The organism is Acinetobacter sp. yr461, assembly GCF_900110445.1.
Taxonomy (GTDB): Bacteria; Pseudomonadota; Gammaproteobacteria; order Pseudomonadales; family Moraxellaceae; genus Acinetobacter; species Acinetobacter calcoaceticus.
The window spans coordinates 69,183-87,739 of sequence record NZ_FODU01000011.1 but is presented as its reverse complement, the minus strand read 5'-3'; the positions used below and the strand labels follow the sequence as shown (position 1 = coordinate 87,739).

The window sequence follows — 18,557 nt, the reverse complement described above, 5'->3', positions numbered from 1 at the left end:
TTGTGGATAACTCAAAAAACAAGCACTTAAATACAATTAAAGCAGTTAAAGAAATAATTTGTTTAATATTCATACATTGGAAATATGAATAGAATATGAAATTTAATAACAATAACTAAATGTTAAAAACACGAGAAAATTCAAAGGTTAATAAAATGCAACAAAACATGGTTGTCATGTATCAGTTTGGTGAACGCCTACTTGTTTACAATGTAAACGTGTGTATATTGCAAATGATAAACGAATGTATCTGCAAGATTTTTAAGATGCATGTAATGAGATTTATAGGGGCAATGATATGAGCCAAGAAGAAAAGTTACCAAAGATTCTGATCGTTGAAGACGACGAGCGTTTAGCACGATTAACTCAAGAGTATTTAATCCGCAACGGCTTGGAAGTTGGTGTAGAAACTGATGGTAACCGTGCAATTCGTCGTATTATTAGTGAACAACCAGATCTAGTGGTCTTGGATGTCATGTTGCCGGGTGCCGATGGCTTAACCGTTTGCCGTGAAGTTCGTCCACATTATCATCAACCGATTCTTATGTTGACTGCACGTACAGAAGATATGGATCAGGTACTTGGCCTTGAAATGGGAGCGGATGACTATGTCGCTAAACCAGTTCAGCCACGCGTACTTTTAGCACGTATCCGTGCGTTATTACGTCGTACAGATAAAACTGTAGAAGACGAAGTTGCACAACGTATCGAGTTTGATGACCTTGTAATTGATAATGGCGGCCGTTCAGTAACGTTGCATGGTGAGCTTGTTGATTTCACTAGCGCAGAATATGACCTATTATGGTTGCTTGCATCAAATGCTGGCCGTATCTTATCGCGTGAAGATATCTTCGAACGTTTACGCGGTATTGAATACGATGGTCAGGACCGTTCAATCGATGTCCGTATCTCACGTATTCGTCCAAAAATTGGCGATGATCCTGAAAATCCAAAGCGTATTAAAACAGTACGTAGTAAAGGTTACTTGTTCGTTAAAGAAACCAATGGGTTATAAGATCTGCATAAACTTCCTATAAGGTTGGTCGAGTGTTTAAACACAGCATATTCCTGCGAATATATGCGGGACTGGTAATTCTTGTTGTTTTGGTTGCCGTTTTTGGTTATTTGCTTGTACAAATCATCAATTATCAACGGGCACAAGAATACCGAGAGTCTTTAACTGATGGTATTTCTTATGTCATTAGTGAGGGAGTCGCTCGACAACCGGGGAAGCAACAGAAAATAGACTGGGTTTCAGATGCATCGGATTTATTGGAACTTCCAATTTATTACACTGATGCGAGCAAGGTTGAGTTATCTCGTACCGAGAAAAAACGGATCGAAGCTCAAAAATCTGTTGTCCGTTACGATGCCAGTAATAGTATTGCGTATATTATTATTGGCTTACGTGATGATCCTCAGCACTATTTATCCATAAAAGTTGACAAAATTAGTGAGCGCCAAATGAAGGCTCTCCCTATTTTTGTACTTGATTATCTAATGTTTTATCCGGGGCAAGAACAAGAATACCTTGCCAAGATTCAAAAACATTTCTCATATCCAATTAATATCTACAATATTCAAGATGTTAATCTGGATTCCGAGCAAATTGGCCGTTTACGCCAAGACCAAAGTGTCATGTTGTACAAAGATAGTGCAACAATGCGTGGTACGACCATTTCGATCGTATCTCCAATACCAAATCATCCTGCACAAGTTCTGGTTCTTGGACCGGTTCCGATGTTTAACTGGATGCCTTTACAGCTTTCAGCAGGAATTACCTTATTTAGCCTATTCCTACTAAGTTTAGGTGTTTACGGTCTTATCTTGCCGTTAGAACGTAAAATTCGCCAAGTCCGTTATGCGTTAAACCGTATGAAGTCTGGTGATTTGTCATTGCGTGTTCCTATTGAAGGAAGTGATGAAATGGCAAACTTGGCATCAAGTTATAACAACATGTCTGATCATATTCAGCGTTTAATCGAGGCTCAGCGCGAGTTGATGAGAGCAGTATCTCATGAGCTTAGAACGCCGGTTGCCCGTATACGCTTTGGTACAGAAATGTTGGCAGAAGAAGACGATTACAACCATCGTATGCATCAGGTTGATATGATTGATAAAGATATTGAAGCGCTCAATACCTTAATTGATGAAATCATGACTTATGCAAAACTAGAGCAGGGTACACCTTCATTAGATTTTGCTGAAATTGCTCTATTCGATGTGTTGGATCAGGTTGCGGTAGAAACCGAAGCTTTAAAAACGCAAAAAGAAATTGAACTTGTTGCTCCCCCTGTTTATCTGAAAGTAGATGCAGAGCGTCGTTATTTACATCGGGTTGTTCAAAACTTGGTAGGTAACGCTGTTCGTTATTGTGATAACAAAGTCCGCATTACAGGTGGTGTTCACAGCGACGGTATGGCCTTTGTTTGTGTTGAAGATGATGGTGCTGGAATTCCGGAACAAGATCGTCAAAGAGTATTTGAAGCCTTTGCTCGTTTAGATGATAGCCGTACTCGTGCGTCGGGTGGCTATGGTTTAGGCTTGTCAATTGTAAGCCGTATTGCTTACTGGTTCGGTGGTGAAATTAAAGTAGATGAAAGTCCTACCTTAGGTGGAGCTCGCTTTATCATGACATGGCCTGCAAAACGCTTTAAACAACCTCCTTTGAAAGCCAATAAAAAAGCACCTTCATAAAGGTGCTTTTTTATTGCATTACTTATAATCGAGTTGCATCTGGTTCCAAAATAGGTTTTCCGCTTCTTAAGCTGGTCAACGCATCGGAATTAAAGTCGATCAGCAACGAATTATTTTTTGCATCGATCTGGTATTTTTGAATAAGAGGTTGATCTCCATTAAGCGTTTCTATTTTATATTCATCCGCAATATGCAAAATACCTTCTAGGTTTGTTGTGGTTGACGCAAAATCCTGCCTAAATATTTCATAGACATCTCGCAAGTCAAAAATTGCATTGTTAGCATCTGGATGTTTGTGAATATAGCTTTCTATATGTCGCACAAGTAACTGTGCAAACAAGTAGTAGTTTGGTTTATGCGTATATTCTAGAGTCATGCATTTTTCTCCTTATTATCTGTTATTAGCATACATGGCAAAATATAGGATATTGTATAAAATTCATTACACTAGATGATTAAATGAAAACCTATAAAGATATAAAGACCCGATTACGCCCTTGGCGTTTTGCTTGATATAAAGCGTCATCTGCTTCTTTAAATAAATTTTCAATCGCTCTATGAGAAGATGGGGAATATAAACTTATGCCAATACTCACTTGAATGAAAATTGGTAATTTCCCATAAATATAAATCGGTTGCTGACTAATTTTAATGCGTATTTGCTCTGCAAGATCAAAAGCACTCTCCTTGGTGGTATCTGCAATAAAAATTGCAAATTCTTCACCGCCAAAGCGGCCCAATAAGTCATGAGGATGCAAAATATTTTGAATAGTGGTGACACAAGTCTGTAGGGCGCGGTCGCCTATTTGATGGCCGTAGTTGTCATTAACGTGTTTGAAATGGTCTACATCAAGCATGAAAAATGCTGAGGTTTTATTTTCCTTGTATACCTTTTCTTGAAGTAGTCTGACCGACTGCAAAAACTGGCGTCGGGTGAGGCTAGAGGTTAGCTCGTCATGCGCAATGGCATGTTGAAGCTTTTGAATTAACTCTGAATGTAAAACACTAATGCTAGAGACGGTAAGAGGTGCAATCGTCATCATGATTAATCCAATACGAATGGAAATGGTATTGCTTAAATATTCGTTCGGATAGAGTAAAAGATAATGTCCAGAGACATGATAGATAATATAGGCACTGGTAAAGGTCGTAATGAGTGCAACAATAATAGGTTTGTAGCGAATAGCGCACCAGATGAGTGCGGCAATCGGGTAAAGTAATGAACCAGGACCAGAGTCATAATAGCTAGCGCCAATAGAAATAATGACAGCCAAGAAAGGTAAAAGGTCAATTGCTTCTAAACCACGATTTCTCGAAAAATAATGCTTTACCTGACTATATTGAGGTAGGTTTAATATGATCGGCAAAAGAAGTAGGGCATTTTGTAGTTCTGAAGTGAACCAGTAACCGAATTCATCCCACAAATTACCAAGCATAAATTTGGTATTAAACATAGGCACAAAAGTTGCTGCAAACAATGCACCTGCTACGCTGCCTATACCGCATAAACCAAATAAAAAGAGGTAAGAATAGCCTCGATAGGCCGCTTTAATATGCTGATTAAAAAACATATAGAGGGCGAGGGTAGTAACAACATAAATAAAATTTGAAGTTGTTAAAACGAGTGTGAGAGCAAATGGAGTACCCTGAAATAGGTCAGCAATAACATAACCTATGTAGGCACCTAAAAACGTGCTGGGTCGACGTGTGCTCGGAAAGCGAATGAGTAGACCGAGCAAAACAGAATTGGCTGGCCAGAAGAACGCCAGAAAACTTAAAGGACGAGATGCGATGCCAATAAAACAACATACCGTAATAATGAAGCCAAACAGGAGAAAAAATTTTAAAGAAGAGGGAAATGAAAATTCACGAAGTGAGTCTGGCATCAGCTGCCCTTAATGATAAACACTCTTATCCAAGAGTAATAAAATATTATGTATGACTAAACATTCATCATAATTCAGAGGGGAAGTTGAATACAATAAAAAACAAACTAATATTATAAAAAAGTAAGTTATAAAAACTTAATGGTCGATGAACTGTGTAATTATTCTAAAATTAAAAAATGAAAAAAATCATCATAAACAAAAAAACTATTAAATAAACCGATTATGCGTGGTGAAACCCCCCTTACAACCCATAGAAGAATAGTTTTGTTTAGAAAATCATCCGAAAGACTAAGACGCTTCAACTAGCATGCGAAATTAGAAATCAGGTACAATTGGCGGGATTAATTTTGTGTTTGGTGTATTTGAAGGCCAATACATACATTCTTTGTTAAATAATAGGCCTGCCAGGAGTTATCCCCGCATGAGTGCCATTACTCCATACGACTGGGCGATTATCGCCTTCGTGATCGGCGTTACATTTCTTTGCGTCTTTATGCTCACAGTTCCCTTACTCCTCGGGGGGAAATCGTGGGGGCGTGCTAAGCAAGAGCAGTTTGAATCGGGTGTCGTGAGTGCTGGTGGCGCTCGCATTCGCCTGTCTGCAAAGTTCTATTTAGTTGCAATTTTCTTTGTTGTCTTCGACTTAGAGGCACTTTACCTCTATGCATGGTCTACTTCTGTGCGTGAAGTAGGGTGGTTGGGATATACCACTGTAGTAATCTTTGTCGTTGATTTATTGATTGCGCTTGTTTATGCCTTCTCTGTAGGTGCTTTAAGTTGGTCACCAGCAGATCGCCGTAAATCAGCAGGTGAGGCGATTAAAATCGGTTCACCAACAATGAACATTGCTGAAATTACACGCTTTAACTCTATTGAAGAGCTCGTAACTGACCCTACAGGCCAGATTCCAGCTCAATCATCAGGTCGTGTTAAGTCAAAAACTACACCTGCATTGTCATCTGAAAAGGAGTAAGTCGGGATGAAATATACTCTGACCCGCGCGAATCCGGATGCTGATCAATACCCATTGCAAGAACGTCAAATCGTGACAGATCCACTAGAAGAGGAAGTGAATAAAAACGTATTCATGACTCGTTTAGAGGATGTCTTGCATACAGCAGTAAACTGGGGGCGTAAAAACTCCTTATGGCCATTTAACTTTGGTACCTCATGTTGTTACGTAGAATATGCAACAACCTTAACAGGTGTGCATGACTTGTCACGTTTCGGCGCAGAGGTTATCCGTGCTTCACCTCGTCAGGCTGACTTGATGATTGTTGCAGGGACCTGTTTTGTAAAAATGGCACCAGTTATTCAGCGTCTATATGAACAGATGTTAGAGCCTAAATGGGTCATCTCGATGGGTGCTTGTGCAAACTCTGGAGGTATGTACGACATCTATTCAGTAGTACAAGGTGTAGACAAAATTATTCCTGTTGACGTGTACGTCCCAGGTTGTCCACCTCGTCCTGAAGCATTAATTCAAGCTTTAATGCTTTTACAAGACCAGATTCAATTAGAGCGACGCCCGCTTTCTGCCGTGATCGGTGATGATCTTCAGCCAGTGTATAAGCCAAAGATGATGCCAGAACGTGACCGTAAGAATGCAGAGCGTATTGCCGTTAAAAACTTACGCTCTATGGATGAGATTAAATAATTTTTTGACGGTGCTTTGACATATCTAACCGATATGTTCATCGAGAAAATTGACAGAATTTGTATTAAATAGGAAGCCAAGCCAATGGCTGAAACTGACATTGCTATGCCAGAGTCAACACCAGTTGATTCACGCCCAGCATTTGCAATCGTAGAAGAACTCAAAACCAAATTTGGTGAGAACTTTTACGTGCAGGCGACTTTTGAAGAGTTTCCAACAGTCTGGGTTGAGCGCGCACGCGTGCAAGAAGTCCTTATGTTCCTACGTAAAGTGGAACGTCCGTATGTAATGTTGTTTGACTTATCGGCGATGGATGAACGTTTACGTGTTCATCGTGATGGTTTACCAGCATCTGACTTCACTGTGTTCTATCATTTATTATCGCTTGAGCGTAATAGTGACATTCGTATCAAGGTTGCCTTGAACGAAAATGATCTTAACCTTCCGACAGCGACCAATATCTGGCCAAATGCCAACTGGTATGAACGTGAAGCTTACGATATGTTCGGTATCAATTTCGAAGGGCATCCAATGCTCCGTCGTATCTTGTTGCCAACGTATTGGGAAGGTCACCCGTTACGTAAAGAATATTCAGCACGTGCGACAGAATATACGCCGTACATGCAAGACAAAGCGAAACAAGACTTTGAACAAGAGCACTTACGCTTTGTGCCAGAAGATTGGGGTCTTAAGCGTGGTAACGCTGACGAAGACTTCATGTTCTTGAACTTGGGTCCTAACCATCCATCTGCACATGGTGCGTTCCGTGTTGTATTGCAGTTAGATGGCGAAGAAGTGAAGGACTGTGTTCCTGATATCGGTTATCACCACCGTGGTGTGGAAAAGATGGCTGAACGTCAAACATGGCATTCTTTCATTCCTTATACAGACCGTGTCGACTACTTAGGTGGTTGTGCTCAGAACATGCCGTATGTGATGGCTGTAGAGCAAATGGCAGGAATCAAAGTTCCTGAACGTGCTCAAGTCATTCGTGTCATGTTGAACGAATTGTTCCGTATTAATAACCACTTGTTATTCTGTGGTACGGCAATTCAGGATGCCGGTGGTATGACACCAGTATTCTATATGTTCGCAGACCGTCAAAAAGTTTACGACATTGTTGAAGCAATCACGGGTTACCGTATGCATCCAGCATGGTTCCGTATTGGTGGTACAGCGCACGATCTTCCAAATAACTGGCAAAAACTTGTTAAAGACTTGCTAGAGTGGATGCCTAAGCGCTTAAACGAATACTACACAGCAGCATTGAAAAACTCTGTGTTTATTGGTCGTACGCGTAACGTTGCACAATACGATGCCAAGTCTGCACTCGCATGGGGTGTGACAGGTACTGGTTTACGTGCGACAGGTATCGATTTTGACGTTCGTAAATATCGTCCATATAGTGGCTATGAAAACTTCGATTTTGATGTGCCAGTTGAGTATGAAGGCGATGCATATGCACGTGTACTCGTTCACTTCCGTGAAATTACTGAGTCGTTAAAAATTATTCAACAGTGTTTGGATAACATGCCTTCTGGTCCATATAAAGCGGATCATCCATTGGCTGTTCCACCACCGAAAGATAAGACATTACAAGATATTGAAACCTTGATTACGCACTTCTTGAGCGTTTCATGGGGTCCTGTCATGCCAGCGGGCGAGTCATCATTTATGACTGAAGTGGTTAAAGGTGCAAGTACGTATTACTTGACTTCAGATAAATCGACGATGAGTTATCGTACTCGTATTCGTACACCGACGTTTACTCACTTACAGCAAATGCCTGCAGTGATTAACGGCAGTTTGGTATCTGACTTAATCATTTATCTGGCGACCATTGACGTGGTTATGGCTGACGTGGATCGCTAAGAGGTAACACATAATGATGATTTTGACTGATAAAAAGCCACGTGTGAATGTTGAAGGGATTTTGACTGCGGAAGAAATTCACGACATCGAACATCACATTGGTCACTATCCATACCCTCGTGCAGCCTCTTTGGATGCATTGAAGTGTGTACAACGCCGTAATGGTTGGGTAGATGACGCTCAAATGAATGCCATCGCACAGTTATTGTCGATGAGTGTTGCTGATTTGGAAGGTGTTGCAACATTTTACAACCGTATCTATCGCCACCCGGTAGGTCGTCACGTGATTTTGCTTTGTGACTCAATTGCTTGCTTCTTAATGGGTGCAGAAACACTTGCTGAAGCATTCCAGCGCGAATTAGGAATTCAGTATGGCCAAACGACACCAGATGGTCGTTTTACACTGCTTCCAATTTGCTGCTTAGGCAACTGTGACAAAGGCCCAACTTTAATGATTGATGAAGATACTCACGGTTTAGTCGAAGTGACATCAATTAAACAGTTATTGGAGAAGTATGTATGAATACTGAACCAAAACCAATTTATGGCGACGGTAATCCAGAAACTCATCCGCTCACTTGGCGTTTAAGTAAACGTGAAGAAGTTCGTGGTGCTGATGATTACGAAGCACTTGAAGGTTATGCTGGCTTTAAAAAAGCATTAGGCATGAAACCTGCTGAAGTGTTAGATGTCATTAAAGCTGCAACTGTAAAAGGTCGTGGTGGTGCGGGTTTCCCAGCGGGTATTAAATGGTCATTAATGGCACCAAATGATGGTGGTCCACGTTATTTGATCTGTAATGCCGACGAAATGGAGCCGGGTACTTTTAAAGACCGTTTGTTGATGGAAAAACTTCCACATCAATTGATCGAAGGTATGTTGATTGCGGGTTATACCTTAGAGGCAACTCAAGGCTATATTTTTATCCGTGGTGAATATATTGAGGCAGCTCAATACTTAAATGAAGCATTAGAACAGATTCGTGCTAAAGGTTATTTAGGCGAAAACATTTTAGGTTCTGGCTGGAATTTTGACTTGCATGTGCATACGGGTGCAGGGCGTTATATCTGTGGTGAAGAAACTGCATTGATTAACTCGCTTGAAGGCCGTCGTGCAAACCCACGTACTAAGCCACCGTTCCCGCAAGTTGCAGGGGCATGGGGCCGTCCAACAATTGTGAACAACGTTGAAACTTATAACAACTTGCCAGCAATTATGCTTCGTGGTCCAGAGTGGTATATCGGTTTATCAGCAGGTAAATCAAAAGACCCTGGCACTAAAATTTATGGTGCATCAGGTAAAGTAAAATTCCCAGGTCTTTGGGAGTTGCCATTTGGTACAACTGCACGTGAAGTGATTGAAGATCATGCTGGTGGTATGCGTGAGGGCTTAAAGCTTAAAGCATGGTTACCGGGTGGTGCTTCAACTGACTTTTTACCGGCTGATACCATTGATTTACCAATGGATGCAGACACGATTATGAAAGCAGGTTCTCGTTTGGGAACATGTTTATTGATGGTGGTTGACGAAACTCAATGTATGGTATCGCTCACTCGTAACTTAGAAGAGTTCTTTGCGCGCGAATCATGTGGTTTCTGTACACCATGTCGTGATGGTTTGCCATGGGCTGTTAAAGCGCTTAAAGCACTTGAAGTAGGCGAAGGTAAGAAAGAAGATATCGATCATTTACAAGAATTGACTCGTAAATTATGGATTGGTAAAACTTTCTGTGCCCACGCACCAGGTGCGATGGAGCCGCTTATGGGCGCACTCAAACATTTCCGTGGTGAGTTTGAAGCGAAAGTGACGACTCGTCCTGTCGTGCAAACCAGCAACGTAGAACAAGCTTAAGGAATTCGACTTATGGCTACAATTCATGTCGATGGAAAATCGTATGAAGTCAACGGCTCGGAAAACTTGCTACAAGCATGTTTGAGTCTGGGCATCGACATCCCATATTTTTGTTGGCATCCATCCTTAGGTTCGGTTGGTTCTTGCCGTCAATGTGCTGTTACGCAATATGCGAATCCAGAAGATACGCGTGGTCGTTTAGTCATGTCATGCATGACACCAGCATCTGACAATACCTATATCTCGATTGAAGACAAAGAAGCAACAGATTTCCGTGCATCTATTGTTGAATTTTTGATGACGAATCACCCGCACGACTGTCCAGTCTGTGAAGAGGGTGGTCACTGTCATTTACAAGATATGACTGTGATGACTGGTCATGACCGTCGTCGCTACCGTTTTACAAAACGTACGCATTACAACCAAGAACTTGGTTCATTCATTGCACATGAAATGAACCGCTGTATTGCTTGTTACCGTTGTGTTCGTTACTACAACGACTATGCGGGCGGTACGGACTTTGGTGTGTATGCTAATGCATCTCGTGTGTATTTCGGTCGTCCTGAATCGGGTACTTTAGAGTCTGAATTCTCAGGTAACTTGACTGAAGTATGTCCAACTGGTGTATTCACTGATAAGACACATTCAGAGCGTTATAACCGTAAATGGGACATGCAGTATGCACCAAGCGTATGTCAAGGCTGTTCTTCTGGCTGTAACATTTCTCCGGGTGAACGTTATGGTGAAATCCGTCGCGTAGAAAATCGTTTCAATGGTTCGGTTAACCAGTACTTCCTTTGTGACAAAGGTCGTTTTGGCACAGGTTATGTAAACCGTGCAGACCGTCCACGTCAGCCTCAGTTCCGTAACAGTGAAACTGTTGCAACTGTCTCTGTCGATCAAGCTTTAGATCAAACGATTGCGAAGCTTCAAGGTAAAAAAGTTTTGGGTATCGGTTCTCCGCGTGCAAGCTTGGAATCGAACTATGCATTACGTGAGCTTGTAGGTCAGGCAAATTACTCAACTGGTGTTGCACAAAAAGAGCAAAAACTTGTTGAACTTGCTGCATCTATCATGCAAACCGAGGGTATTTACAACCCGAACATGCGTGAAATCGAAAGCTATGATGCTGTCTTGATTTTAGGTGAAGACCTGACTCAAACTGCACCACGTATGGCCTTGTCAGTTCGTCAAGCTGCGAAAAACAAAGCTCGTGAAATGGCTGCAAAAACACGTACCCCAGACTGGTTGGCTGAACCTGTACAACGTATTGGTCAAGAAGCAAAATCTCCGATCTATATCTTGGCTGCAACTCAAACTCGTCTTGCCGATGTTGCAACTGGTGAAGTTGTTGCTTCTCCAAATGACATTGCTCGTTTAGGTTTTGCAGTAGCTGCGGCAGTGAAAGGCGAAACAGTGAATGGTTTAGATGACGATGCAAAAGCATTTGCTCAAACCATTGCTGATACGTTAAAAGCAGCAAGCAAGCCATTAATCATTGCGGGTACTAGCTTGCAAGATGCTTCTATTATGGAAGCTGCGGCTGAGTTGACTCAAAACTTGGGTTCTAAAGCTGGTTTAAGTCTTGTGGTTCCTGAAGTGAACTCGATGGGCTTGGCATTGTTTGGTGGCTTAAGCCTCGAACAAGCATTTGCTCAAGACTACGACACACTTGTTATTGTTGAAAATGACTTGTTCCGTCGCTTACCTGCTGTACAAGTGCAGGCTGCACTTGATAAAGCTGAAACAGTAATTGTGCTTGATCACAGTGAAACTGAAACTGTGAAACAGGCTGATATTGTACTTTCAGCAGCAAGCTTTGCCGAAGGTGACGGTACTGTTGTAAGCCAAGAAGGTCGTGCACAGCGTTTCTATCAAGTTTACGATCCAAGTTACTATAAGCCTGAATATGCAATTAAAGAATCATGGCGTTGGTTACATGCCATTGAAACTGGCATTAAAGGTAAAGCTGTAGACTGGACATTGCTTGATGATGTGATTGAAAGCATCGTAAAAAATGTACCAGTACTTGAAGCTATTCAAGATGTGGCGCCTGATGCAGGTTACCGTGTACATGGTTTGAAAATTGCACGTGAACCACGTCGTTATTCAGGTCGTACAGCAATGCGTGCGCCGTTATCGGTTCATGAACCTAAACAGCCTACAGATCTAGATTCAGCATTAACATTCTCAATGGAAGGTTATGTTGGGCCGCAAAAAGCATCATCATTAGTACCATTTGCATGGGCTCCGGGCTGGAACTCTCCACAATCTTGGAACAAATACCAAGATGAAGTGGGTGGTCACTTAAAAGGTGGTGATTCTGGGGTGCGTTTATTCGATCGCTTGGCAAAACGCCCTGCACGTAGCTATGTTGCTCCAGTAGCGGTAGTTGCAAACCCTGAAAGTTTCCGCTTAGTGCCAATGCATCATATTTTTGGTTCTGGTGAATTCACAACTAAAACACCTGCAATGGAAACTCGTATTCCAGAAGCTATGTTTGCAGTGGGCGAACAAGATGCAACTCGTTTGAACCTTCAAGAAGGTCAACGTATTACAGTAAAAGCAGGCGAAACCAGTGTGAGCTTGCCTGTACAAGTAATTGAATATTTACCTACAGGTTATATTGGTTACCCAGTTGGTTTAGCACCAATGGTGTCACTAGCTGAGCCTGTTTCAGTGGCTTTAGGAGTGTAATTCATGAATCAAGAAATTATACGTCAAACGCCACTTTGGGCTGAGAACTGGCCAATTGCCTACGCTGTAGTTCAAGCAGTTGTGATTTTGCTTGTGGTTGTTTTAGTTGCAGCGTTGATGTCTTTTATTGAACGTCGTTTGCTTGCTTTGTGGCAAGACCGTTATGGTCCAAACCGTGTTGGTCCTGGTGGTATGTTCCAGATCGTTGCCGACATGCTCAAGATCATGTTCAAAGAAGACTGGACACCAAAATTTGCTGACAAGCTTACATTCCGTTTAGCACCAGCTGTTGCAATGGCAACAGCGGTTCTTTCATTCATGGTTATCCCGGTGAGTCCTTCACTGGGTGTTGCCGACATGAGTATCGGTTTGTTGTTCTTCATGGCAATGGCTGGTATTGCAGTCTATGCAGTATTGTTTGGTGGCTGGGCTTCAAATAACAAATACTCATTGCTTGGTGGTTTACGTTCAGCTGCTCAAACCATTTCTTATGAAGTGTTCTTGGGTATCTCATTGATGGGTGTGGTTGCAATTGCAGGCTCATTTAACCTTCGTGAAATTGTTGAAGCACAACGCGATGTTTGGTTCGTCATTCCACAATTCTTAGGTTTCTTGATTTTTGTGGTTGCTGGTGTTGCGGTAACTCACCGTCATCCATTTGACCAACCAGAAGCAGAACAAGAATTGGCTGAAGGTTACCATGTTGAATATGGTGGTATGAAATGGGGTATGTTCTTCGTTGCTGAATATGTCAACGTGGTACTTATTTCTGCATTGATCGTAACTTTATTCTTCGGTGGCTGGTTAGCGCCATTCAATTTAGAAATTCCATTTGTTCCGCCAGTATTCTGGTTTGTGATTAAAACAGCATTCTTTGTAATGATGTTTGTTTTGGCTCGTGGTTCTTTAATGCGCCCACGTTATGACCAAGTCATGAACTTTGGTTGGAAAATTTGTTTGCCATTGGCGTTGGTCAACTTGTTAGTGACTGGTGCTGTGATTCTGATGAATCAGGCCTAGGACAGCAGGGAGTACAAAATGTATAAATTTCTAGCTGGATTCGGATCGATTGTACGTTCGTTATTTATGGTATTTAGCCATGTAACGCGTAAACGTGACACGATTTTATATCCAGAAGTACCGGCTGAACAGATTGTGCCGCCACGCTTTCGTGGTCGTATTGTGTTGACGCGTGACCCAGATGGGGAAGAGCGTTGTGTGGCATGTAACCTATGTGCGGTTGCGTGTCCGGTTGGCTGTATCTCATTACAAAAAGCAGAAACAGAAGATGGACGTTGGTATCCGGAATTTTTCCGTATCAACTTTTCACGCTGTATTTTCTGCGGTATGTGTGAAGAAGCTTGTCCAACAACTGCGATTCAGATGACACCAGATTTCGAACTTGGTGAATATGTACGTCAAGACTTGGTTTATGAGAAAGAAAACTTACTCATTTCAGGTCCGGGTAAATACCCAGACTACAACTTCTACCGTGTAGCTGGTATGGCAATTAACGGTAAAGAGAAAGGTCAGGCGCAGAAAGAAAGTGCACCAATCGATGTACGGAGTCTATTACCATGATGTGGCCGTTTTATTTGATGGCACTCGTGGCCATCGTTTCTACGGTTCGTGTAGTGACTAACACGAACCCTGTACACGCTTTACTTAGTCTAATTGTTTCATTGCTTGCTGTTGCTGGTATTTTCATGATCGTGGGGGCGCCTTTTGCAGGTGCTCTTGAAATCATTGTTTATGCCGGAGCAATTATGGTTCTGTTTGTCTTCGTGGTGATGATGTTGAATTTAGGTCAACACACGGTTGAACAAGAACGTAAATGGCTTTCTTCAGATGCTTGGGCATATCCAGCACTCATGAGTTTCTTACTCGGCTTGCTTTTGGTTTGGATGCTTGGTGGTGAATACACCACAATTTCAGCACCACTTGGGGCACAAGTGATTGGACCAAAAGTAGTTGGTCAAGCACTCTTTACTCACTATTTACTATTGGTTGAAGTTGCCGCGATGTTATTGCTAGCAGCCCTTGTTGCAGCATACCACTTAGGTAAACGTGAACCAGGTGCAGAAGAGGAAAAAGAATAATGGGCCAGATTCCTTTAGAACATGGTTTGATTGTTGCAACCATCCTTTTTGCACTCGGTTTTTACGGTGTAATGGTGCGACGCAACCTATTATTTATGTTAATGAGCCTTGAGGTCATGATGAATGCTGCTGCATTGGCATTTGTTCTTGCGGGTAGCGTATGGGCACAACCAGATGGACAAGTTATGTTCATTCTGATTTTGACCCTTGCAGCAGCAGAGGCATGTATTGGTCTTGCGATTGTCCTTCAGTTCTATCATCGCTTCCATCATTTGGATGTGGATGCTGCTAGTGAGATGCGCGGATGAGTTATTTATATCTAACAGTATTATTTCCGCTAATCGGTTTTATTTTATTGGCGGCAGGACGAGATAAACTCTCTGAGAATGTTGCAGCAATTATTGGTGTGGGTTCTGTAGGTTTATCTGCATTATTTGCATTGATTGCTGGAATGGCATTTACCACAAGTGGTCAGCAAGTTTTTGTTCAAAATCTGTGGACATGGTTCAATGTTGGCGGTTTTGCACCGGGCATTAGCTTACATTTAGATGGCTTATCTTTACTTATGATGGGCATGGTTACAGGTGTTGGTTTCTTAATCCACATCTTTGCATCATGGTACATGCGTGGTGAAGAGGGATATGCGCGCTTCTTCTCTTATTTCAACCTATTTGTTGCCAGCATGCTTGTGCTTGTATTGGGCGACAACTTAGCGTTGTTATTCTTAGGTTGGGAAGGCGTAGGTCTTTGCTCTTATTTGCTTATCGGTTTCTATTATGCAAACCCTGCAAATGGTTGGGCTGCGATCAAAGCATTTACAGTTACCCGTGTAGGTGACGTATTCTTGCTTATTGCTTTATTCTTGCTTTACCAACAATTTGGTACATTGAATACTCAGTACATCGTTGAACACGCAGCAGAAGTAATGACGAAGAGTTCGTCACTTACCATCTGGACTGCATTAATGTTGTTCTTGGGTGCTGCTGGTAAATCTGCGCAAATTCCATTGCAAACATGGTTGGCAGATGCAATGGCAGGTCCAACACCTGTTTCTGCATTAATCCACGCTGCAACAATGGTAACGGCGGGCGTGTATTTATGCTGCCGTCTATTCAGCGTATTTGAACTTGCGCCTGAAGTGATGCAATTCATTTCGGTAACTGGTGCTGTGACTTTGTTAGTTGCAGGTTTTGCTGCACTCGTTCAAACAGACATCAAACGTATCTTGGCTTACTCAACAATGAGTCAGTTGGGTTATATGTTTATGGCTGTAGGTGCTGAAGCTTATCAAGCTGGCTTGTTCCACATGTTGGCTCACGCATTCTTCAAAGCTTTATTATTCTTGTCTTCTGGTGCGGTGATTCTTGCTTACCACCACGAGCAAAATATCTTCAAAATGGGTGGTTTGTTCAAACGTAACAAATTCCTGTTTGCTTGTTTCGCGATTGGTGGCGGTGCATTAGCAGCTATTCCATTCTTGACCATTGGCTTCTTCTCTAAAGATGCGATTCTTGGTGAAGTTTGGGTACAAGGTCAATCAGTTGCTCTATATCACACCTTATATTGGGTGGGTGTAGCAGGTGCATTCCTGACTTCAATTTATACATTCCGTTTAATCTGGGTTGTATTCTTTGGTCAAGAAAACACGCCTTACCATGAAATTAAAGGTGCAACGTACTGGGCTCCATTGGGCATTTTAGCTGTACTGTCTACTTTTGTTGGTGCCGTATTAAAAGCACCTGTAGCTGGTATTCTTAATACTGCAAAAATTCCTGAATTCCATGTAGCTGAACAATTTGTAGAAGGCATGCATGGGGCAGAGCATTTAGCAGTAGGGATTGCGCTAGTTGGTCTAGTTGTTGGTATAGCATTATTTACATTTGCTTATGGTGCAGTGAAATCATTTGCTCAAACAAGTTTGGGTGCAGGTCTGGCACATATTTGCCGTACCGCTTTTGGTTTTGATGCATTGTATGACATCGTTTTTGTTAAACCTTATTTATTCTTCGCCAAAATCTTTGGCCGTGATCCGATTGACAGTTTGTGGCTAGTTCTTCCTGCACTTGTGAAAGGCGGAAATAGTTTTACAAGCTCACGTCAAACCGGTTCATTGCGTGAATACGCATCAAGTATGTCACTCGGTGTAGTGGTGTTATTGATGATCTTGATCGTTATTCAGGTAGTGGGGAAATAAAATGGAAAACAATTTAATTTTACCCGCGCTGATTCTTGTTCCGTTCATTGCTGGTTTTATTTGTTGGTTAGTCGATAAGCTCGACAAAACTTTGCCACGCTGGATTGCCTTAATTGGTATGCTCATTACTTTGGGCTTAGGTCTTGCACTTTGGCAAAGTGGAACTTATAGCTATGAGTTGGGTTCAAAAATCCCAACTTGGACTGCTGAGTTCTATTTACCGTGGATTCAATCACTCGGTATCGGCATTCACCTTGCTGTGGATGGCTTATCTTTACTCATGGTGTTATTAACAGCGTTACTTGGTGTACTTGCTGTTGGTTGTTCATGGGGCGAGATTCAAAAGAACGTTGGTTTCTTCCACTTAAACCTCTTATGGAGCTTAGGTGGCGTTATCGGTGTATTCTTAGCGATTGACCTGTTCTTGTTCTTCTTCTTCTGGGAGATGATGCTTGTACCCATCTACTTCTTGATTGCATTATGGGGTCATAAAGGTTCAAACGGTCGTTCACGTGTTTACGCAGCTACCAAGTTCTTCCTTTACACGCAGATCGCTGGTTTAGTGATGTTAATCGGTATCCTTGGTCTTGTAGTTTATGGCTACATGATGACAGGCATGATCGGTTTCGATTACAACTATTTATTAGCTGTAGCCAATCACTTACCTGCGAACCTAGCTTATGGTTTCATGATCTGTTTCTTCATCGGTTTTGCCGTGAAGTTACCAGTATTTCCATTACATGGCTGGTTGCCAGATGCGCATGCTCAAGCTCCTACAGCAGGTTCTGTGGACTTAGCGGGTATCTTGATTAAAACAGCTGCCTATGGCTTGCTTCGTTTTGTAATTCCATTCTTCCCGACAGCTTCTGCTCAGTTTGCAGATATTGCGATTATTTTCGGTTTGATTGGTATTTTCTACGGCGCATGGTGTGCTTACCAGCAAACTGACATGAAACGTTTACTTGCGTATACGTCGATTTCACACATGGGCTTTATTTTACTTGCAATTTACGCAGGTAACATTTTGACCTTCCAAGGTCTAATGATCATGATGTTGGCACATGGTTTGTCATCAGCTGCATTGTTCATTATGTCTGGTCAGATCTACGAACGTTTACATACACGTGATTTACGTTTAATGGGTGGTCTTCGTGGCCAGCTTCAGTACTTGCCATTTTTCTTGATGTTCTTCGTAGCTGCTCTTGTAGGTGTGCCAGGTTTGGGTAACTTTATTGGTGAATTCCTGATTTTGATGGGTTCATTTAATAAATATCCTGTCTTCACGATTCTTGCTTCTATCAGCCTTGTATTTGCAGGCTTATATGGCTTGATCTTGATTCACCGTGCTTTATTTGGTGAACCAAATCCTGAACAAAAGCAACACTACACTAGTCCACTAAAAGACTTATCTGCTCGTGAAGTTGGTATTTTGATGATTTGTGCGATTGGTCTCGTTTGGCTTGGTATCTACCCACAAACATTCTTGGATATGTCTCATTCAAGCATGCAGTGGTTGGTCAATAGTTATATGCCAGTTCAAGAAGTCGTTGAAACTGTTCAGCAAACAGCTACTCAACTTGACCATGTGGAGATCCAATAAT

Annotated in this window: 17 protein-coding genes; 15 read left to right on the top strand and 2 right to left on the bottom strand. The window is 41.9% G+C overall.

What is annotated here, in order from left to right:
- Positions 1–119 precede the first annotated feature (119 nt).
- The 3 genes from BMW38_RS14660 to bfmS are packed head-to-tail and all read left to right on the top strand — an operon-like array spanning position 120 to position 2,697.
- Positions 120–302: a hypothetical protein gene (locus BMW38_RS14660; RefSeq protein WP_016801725.1), complete on the top strand. Its 183-nt coding sequence runs from the start codon at positions 120–122 to the stop codon at positions 300–302.
- Positions 299–1,015, top strand: a complete 717-nt coding sequence (gene bfmR / locus BMW38_RS14655) for a response regulator transcription factor BfmR (RefSeq protein WP_003653488.1) — start codon at positions 299–301, stop codon at positions 1,013–1,015. The genes BMW38_RS14660 and bfmR overlap by 4 nt, the downstream gene beginning before the upstream one ends.
- A gap of 32 nt (positions 1,016–1,047) precedes the next feature.
- The gene (gene bfmS / locus BMW38_RS14650) at positions 1,048–2,697 is read left to right on the top strand and encodes a sensor histidine kinase BfmS (protein ID WP_017392321.1); all 1,650 of its coding nucleotides are present in this window, start codon (positions 1,048–1,050) and stop codon (positions 2,695–2,697) included.
- A 22-nt stretch (positions 2,698–2,719) separates the two neighbouring features.
- On the opposite strand, the gene BMW38_RS14645 is transcribed toward bfmS, so the two are convergent.
- Positions 2,720–3,073 carry a hypothetical protein gene (locus BMW38_RS14645; RefSeq protein WP_009393940.1) on the bottom strand — a complete coding sequence of 118 codons (354 nt, stop codon included), beginning with the start codon at positions 3,071–3,073 and terminating at the stop codon, positions 2,720–2,722.
- A 91-nt stretch (positions 3,074–3,164) separates the two neighbouring features.
- Positions 3,165–4,583 carry a GGDEF domain-containing protein gene (locus BMW38_RS14640; protein WP_092709345.1) on the bottom strand — a complete coding sequence of 473 codons (1,419 nt, stop codon included), beginning with the start codon at positions 4,581–4,583 and terminating at the stop codon, positions 3,165–3,167.
- Between the two features lie 424 nt (positions 4,584–5,007).
- On the opposite strand from BMW38_RS14640, the gene ndhC reads away from it, so the two are divergent.
- From ndhC to nuoM, 12 genes are all read left to right on the top strand, one after another.
- Positions 5,008–5,559, top strand: coding sequence for an NADH-quinone oxidoreductase subunit A (gene ndhC, locus BMW38_RS14635; RefSeq protein WP_003653481.1), 552 nt, complete (start codon positions 5,008–5,010; stop codon positions 5,557–5,559).
- 6 nt (positions 5,560–5,565) lie between these two features.
- The gene (locus tag BMW38_RS14630) at positions 5,566–6,243 is read left to right on the top strand and encodes a NuoB/complex I 20 kDa subunit family protein (RefSeq protein WP_002120034.1); all 678 of its coding nucleotides are present in this window, start codon (positions 5,566–5,568) and stop codon (positions 6,241–6,243) included.
- A gap of 84 nt (positions 6,244–6,327) precedes the next feature.
- Positions 6,328–8,115, top strand: a complete 1,788-nt coding sequence (gene nuoC, locus BMW38_RS14625; protein WP_003653478.1) for an NADH-quinone oxidoreductase subunit C/D — start codon at positions 6,328–6,330, stop codon at positions 8,113–8,115.
- Between the two features lie 13 nt (positions 8,116–8,128).
- Complete coding sequence (gene nuoE / locus BMW38_RS14620) at positions 8,129–8,638, top strand: NADH-quinone oxidoreductase subunit NuoE (protein WP_003653477.1); 510 nt, start codon at positions 8,129–8,131, stop codon at positions 8,636–8,638.
- Complete coding sequence (gene nuoF, locus BMW38_RS14615) at positions 8,635–9,966, top strand: NADH-quinone oxidoreductase subunit NuoF (RefSeq protein ID WP_003653475.1); 1,332 nt, start codon at positions 8,635–8,637, stop codon at positions 9,964–9,966. Before nuoE ends, nuoF begins: the two co-directional genes overlap by 4 nt.
- Before the next feature lie 12 nt (positions 9,967–9,978).
- Positions 9,979–12,663 (top strand): NADH-quinone oxidoreductase subunit NuoG, encoded by a 2,685-nt coding sequence (gene nuoG, locus BMW38_RS14610; RefSeq protein ID WP_092709342.1) that lies wholly within the window; start codon positions 9,979–9,981, stop codon positions 12,661–12,663.
- Positions 12,664–12,666: 3 nt separating this feature from the next.
- Entirely contained in the window at positions 12,667–13,683 is a 1,017-nt protein-coding gene (nuoH, locus tag BMW38_RS14605) for an NADH-quinone oxidoreductase subunit NuoH (RefSeq protein WP_003653472.1), read from the top strand.
- 18 nt (positions 13,684–13,701) lie between these two features.
- Positions 13,702–14,244 carry an NADH-quinone oxidoreductase subunit NuoI gene (nuoI, locus tag BMW38_RS14600; RefSeq protein WP_003653469.1) on the top strand — a complete coding sequence of 181 codons (543 nt, stop codon included), beginning with the start codon at positions 13,702–13,704 and terminating at the stop codon, positions 14,242–14,244.
- Positions 14,244–14,762: an NADH-quinone oxidoreductase subunit J gene (gene nuoJ, locus BMW38_RS14595; protein ID WP_014205902.1), complete on the top strand. Its 519-nt coding sequence runs from the start codon at positions 14,244–14,246 to the stop codon at positions 14,760–14,762. Before nuoI ends, nuoJ begins: the two co-directional genes overlap by 1 nt.
- Positions 14,762–15,070, top strand: coding sequence for an NADH-quinone oxidoreductase subunit NuoK (gene nuoK / locus BMW38_RS14590; protein WP_003653467.1), 309 nt, complete (start codon positions 14,762–14,764; stop codon positions 15,068–15,070). The genes nuoJ and nuoK overlap by 1 nt, the downstream gene beginning before the upstream one ends.
- Positions 15,067–16,956, top strand: coding sequence for an NADH-quinone oxidoreductase subunit L (nuoL, locus tag BMW38_RS14585; RefSeq protein WP_003653465.1), 1,890 nt, complete (start codon positions 15,067–15,069; stop codon positions 16,954–16,956). The genes nuoK and nuoL overlap by 4 nt, the downstream gene beginning before the upstream one ends.
- Position 16,957: 1 nt before the next feature.
- A complete protein-coding gene (gene nuoM, locus BMW38_RS14580) occupies positions 16,958–18,556 on the top strand; it encodes an NADH-quinone oxidoreductase subunit M (protein WP_003653463.1) in 1,599 nt (532 codons plus the stop codon).
- Position 18,557 lies beyond the last annotated feature (1 nt).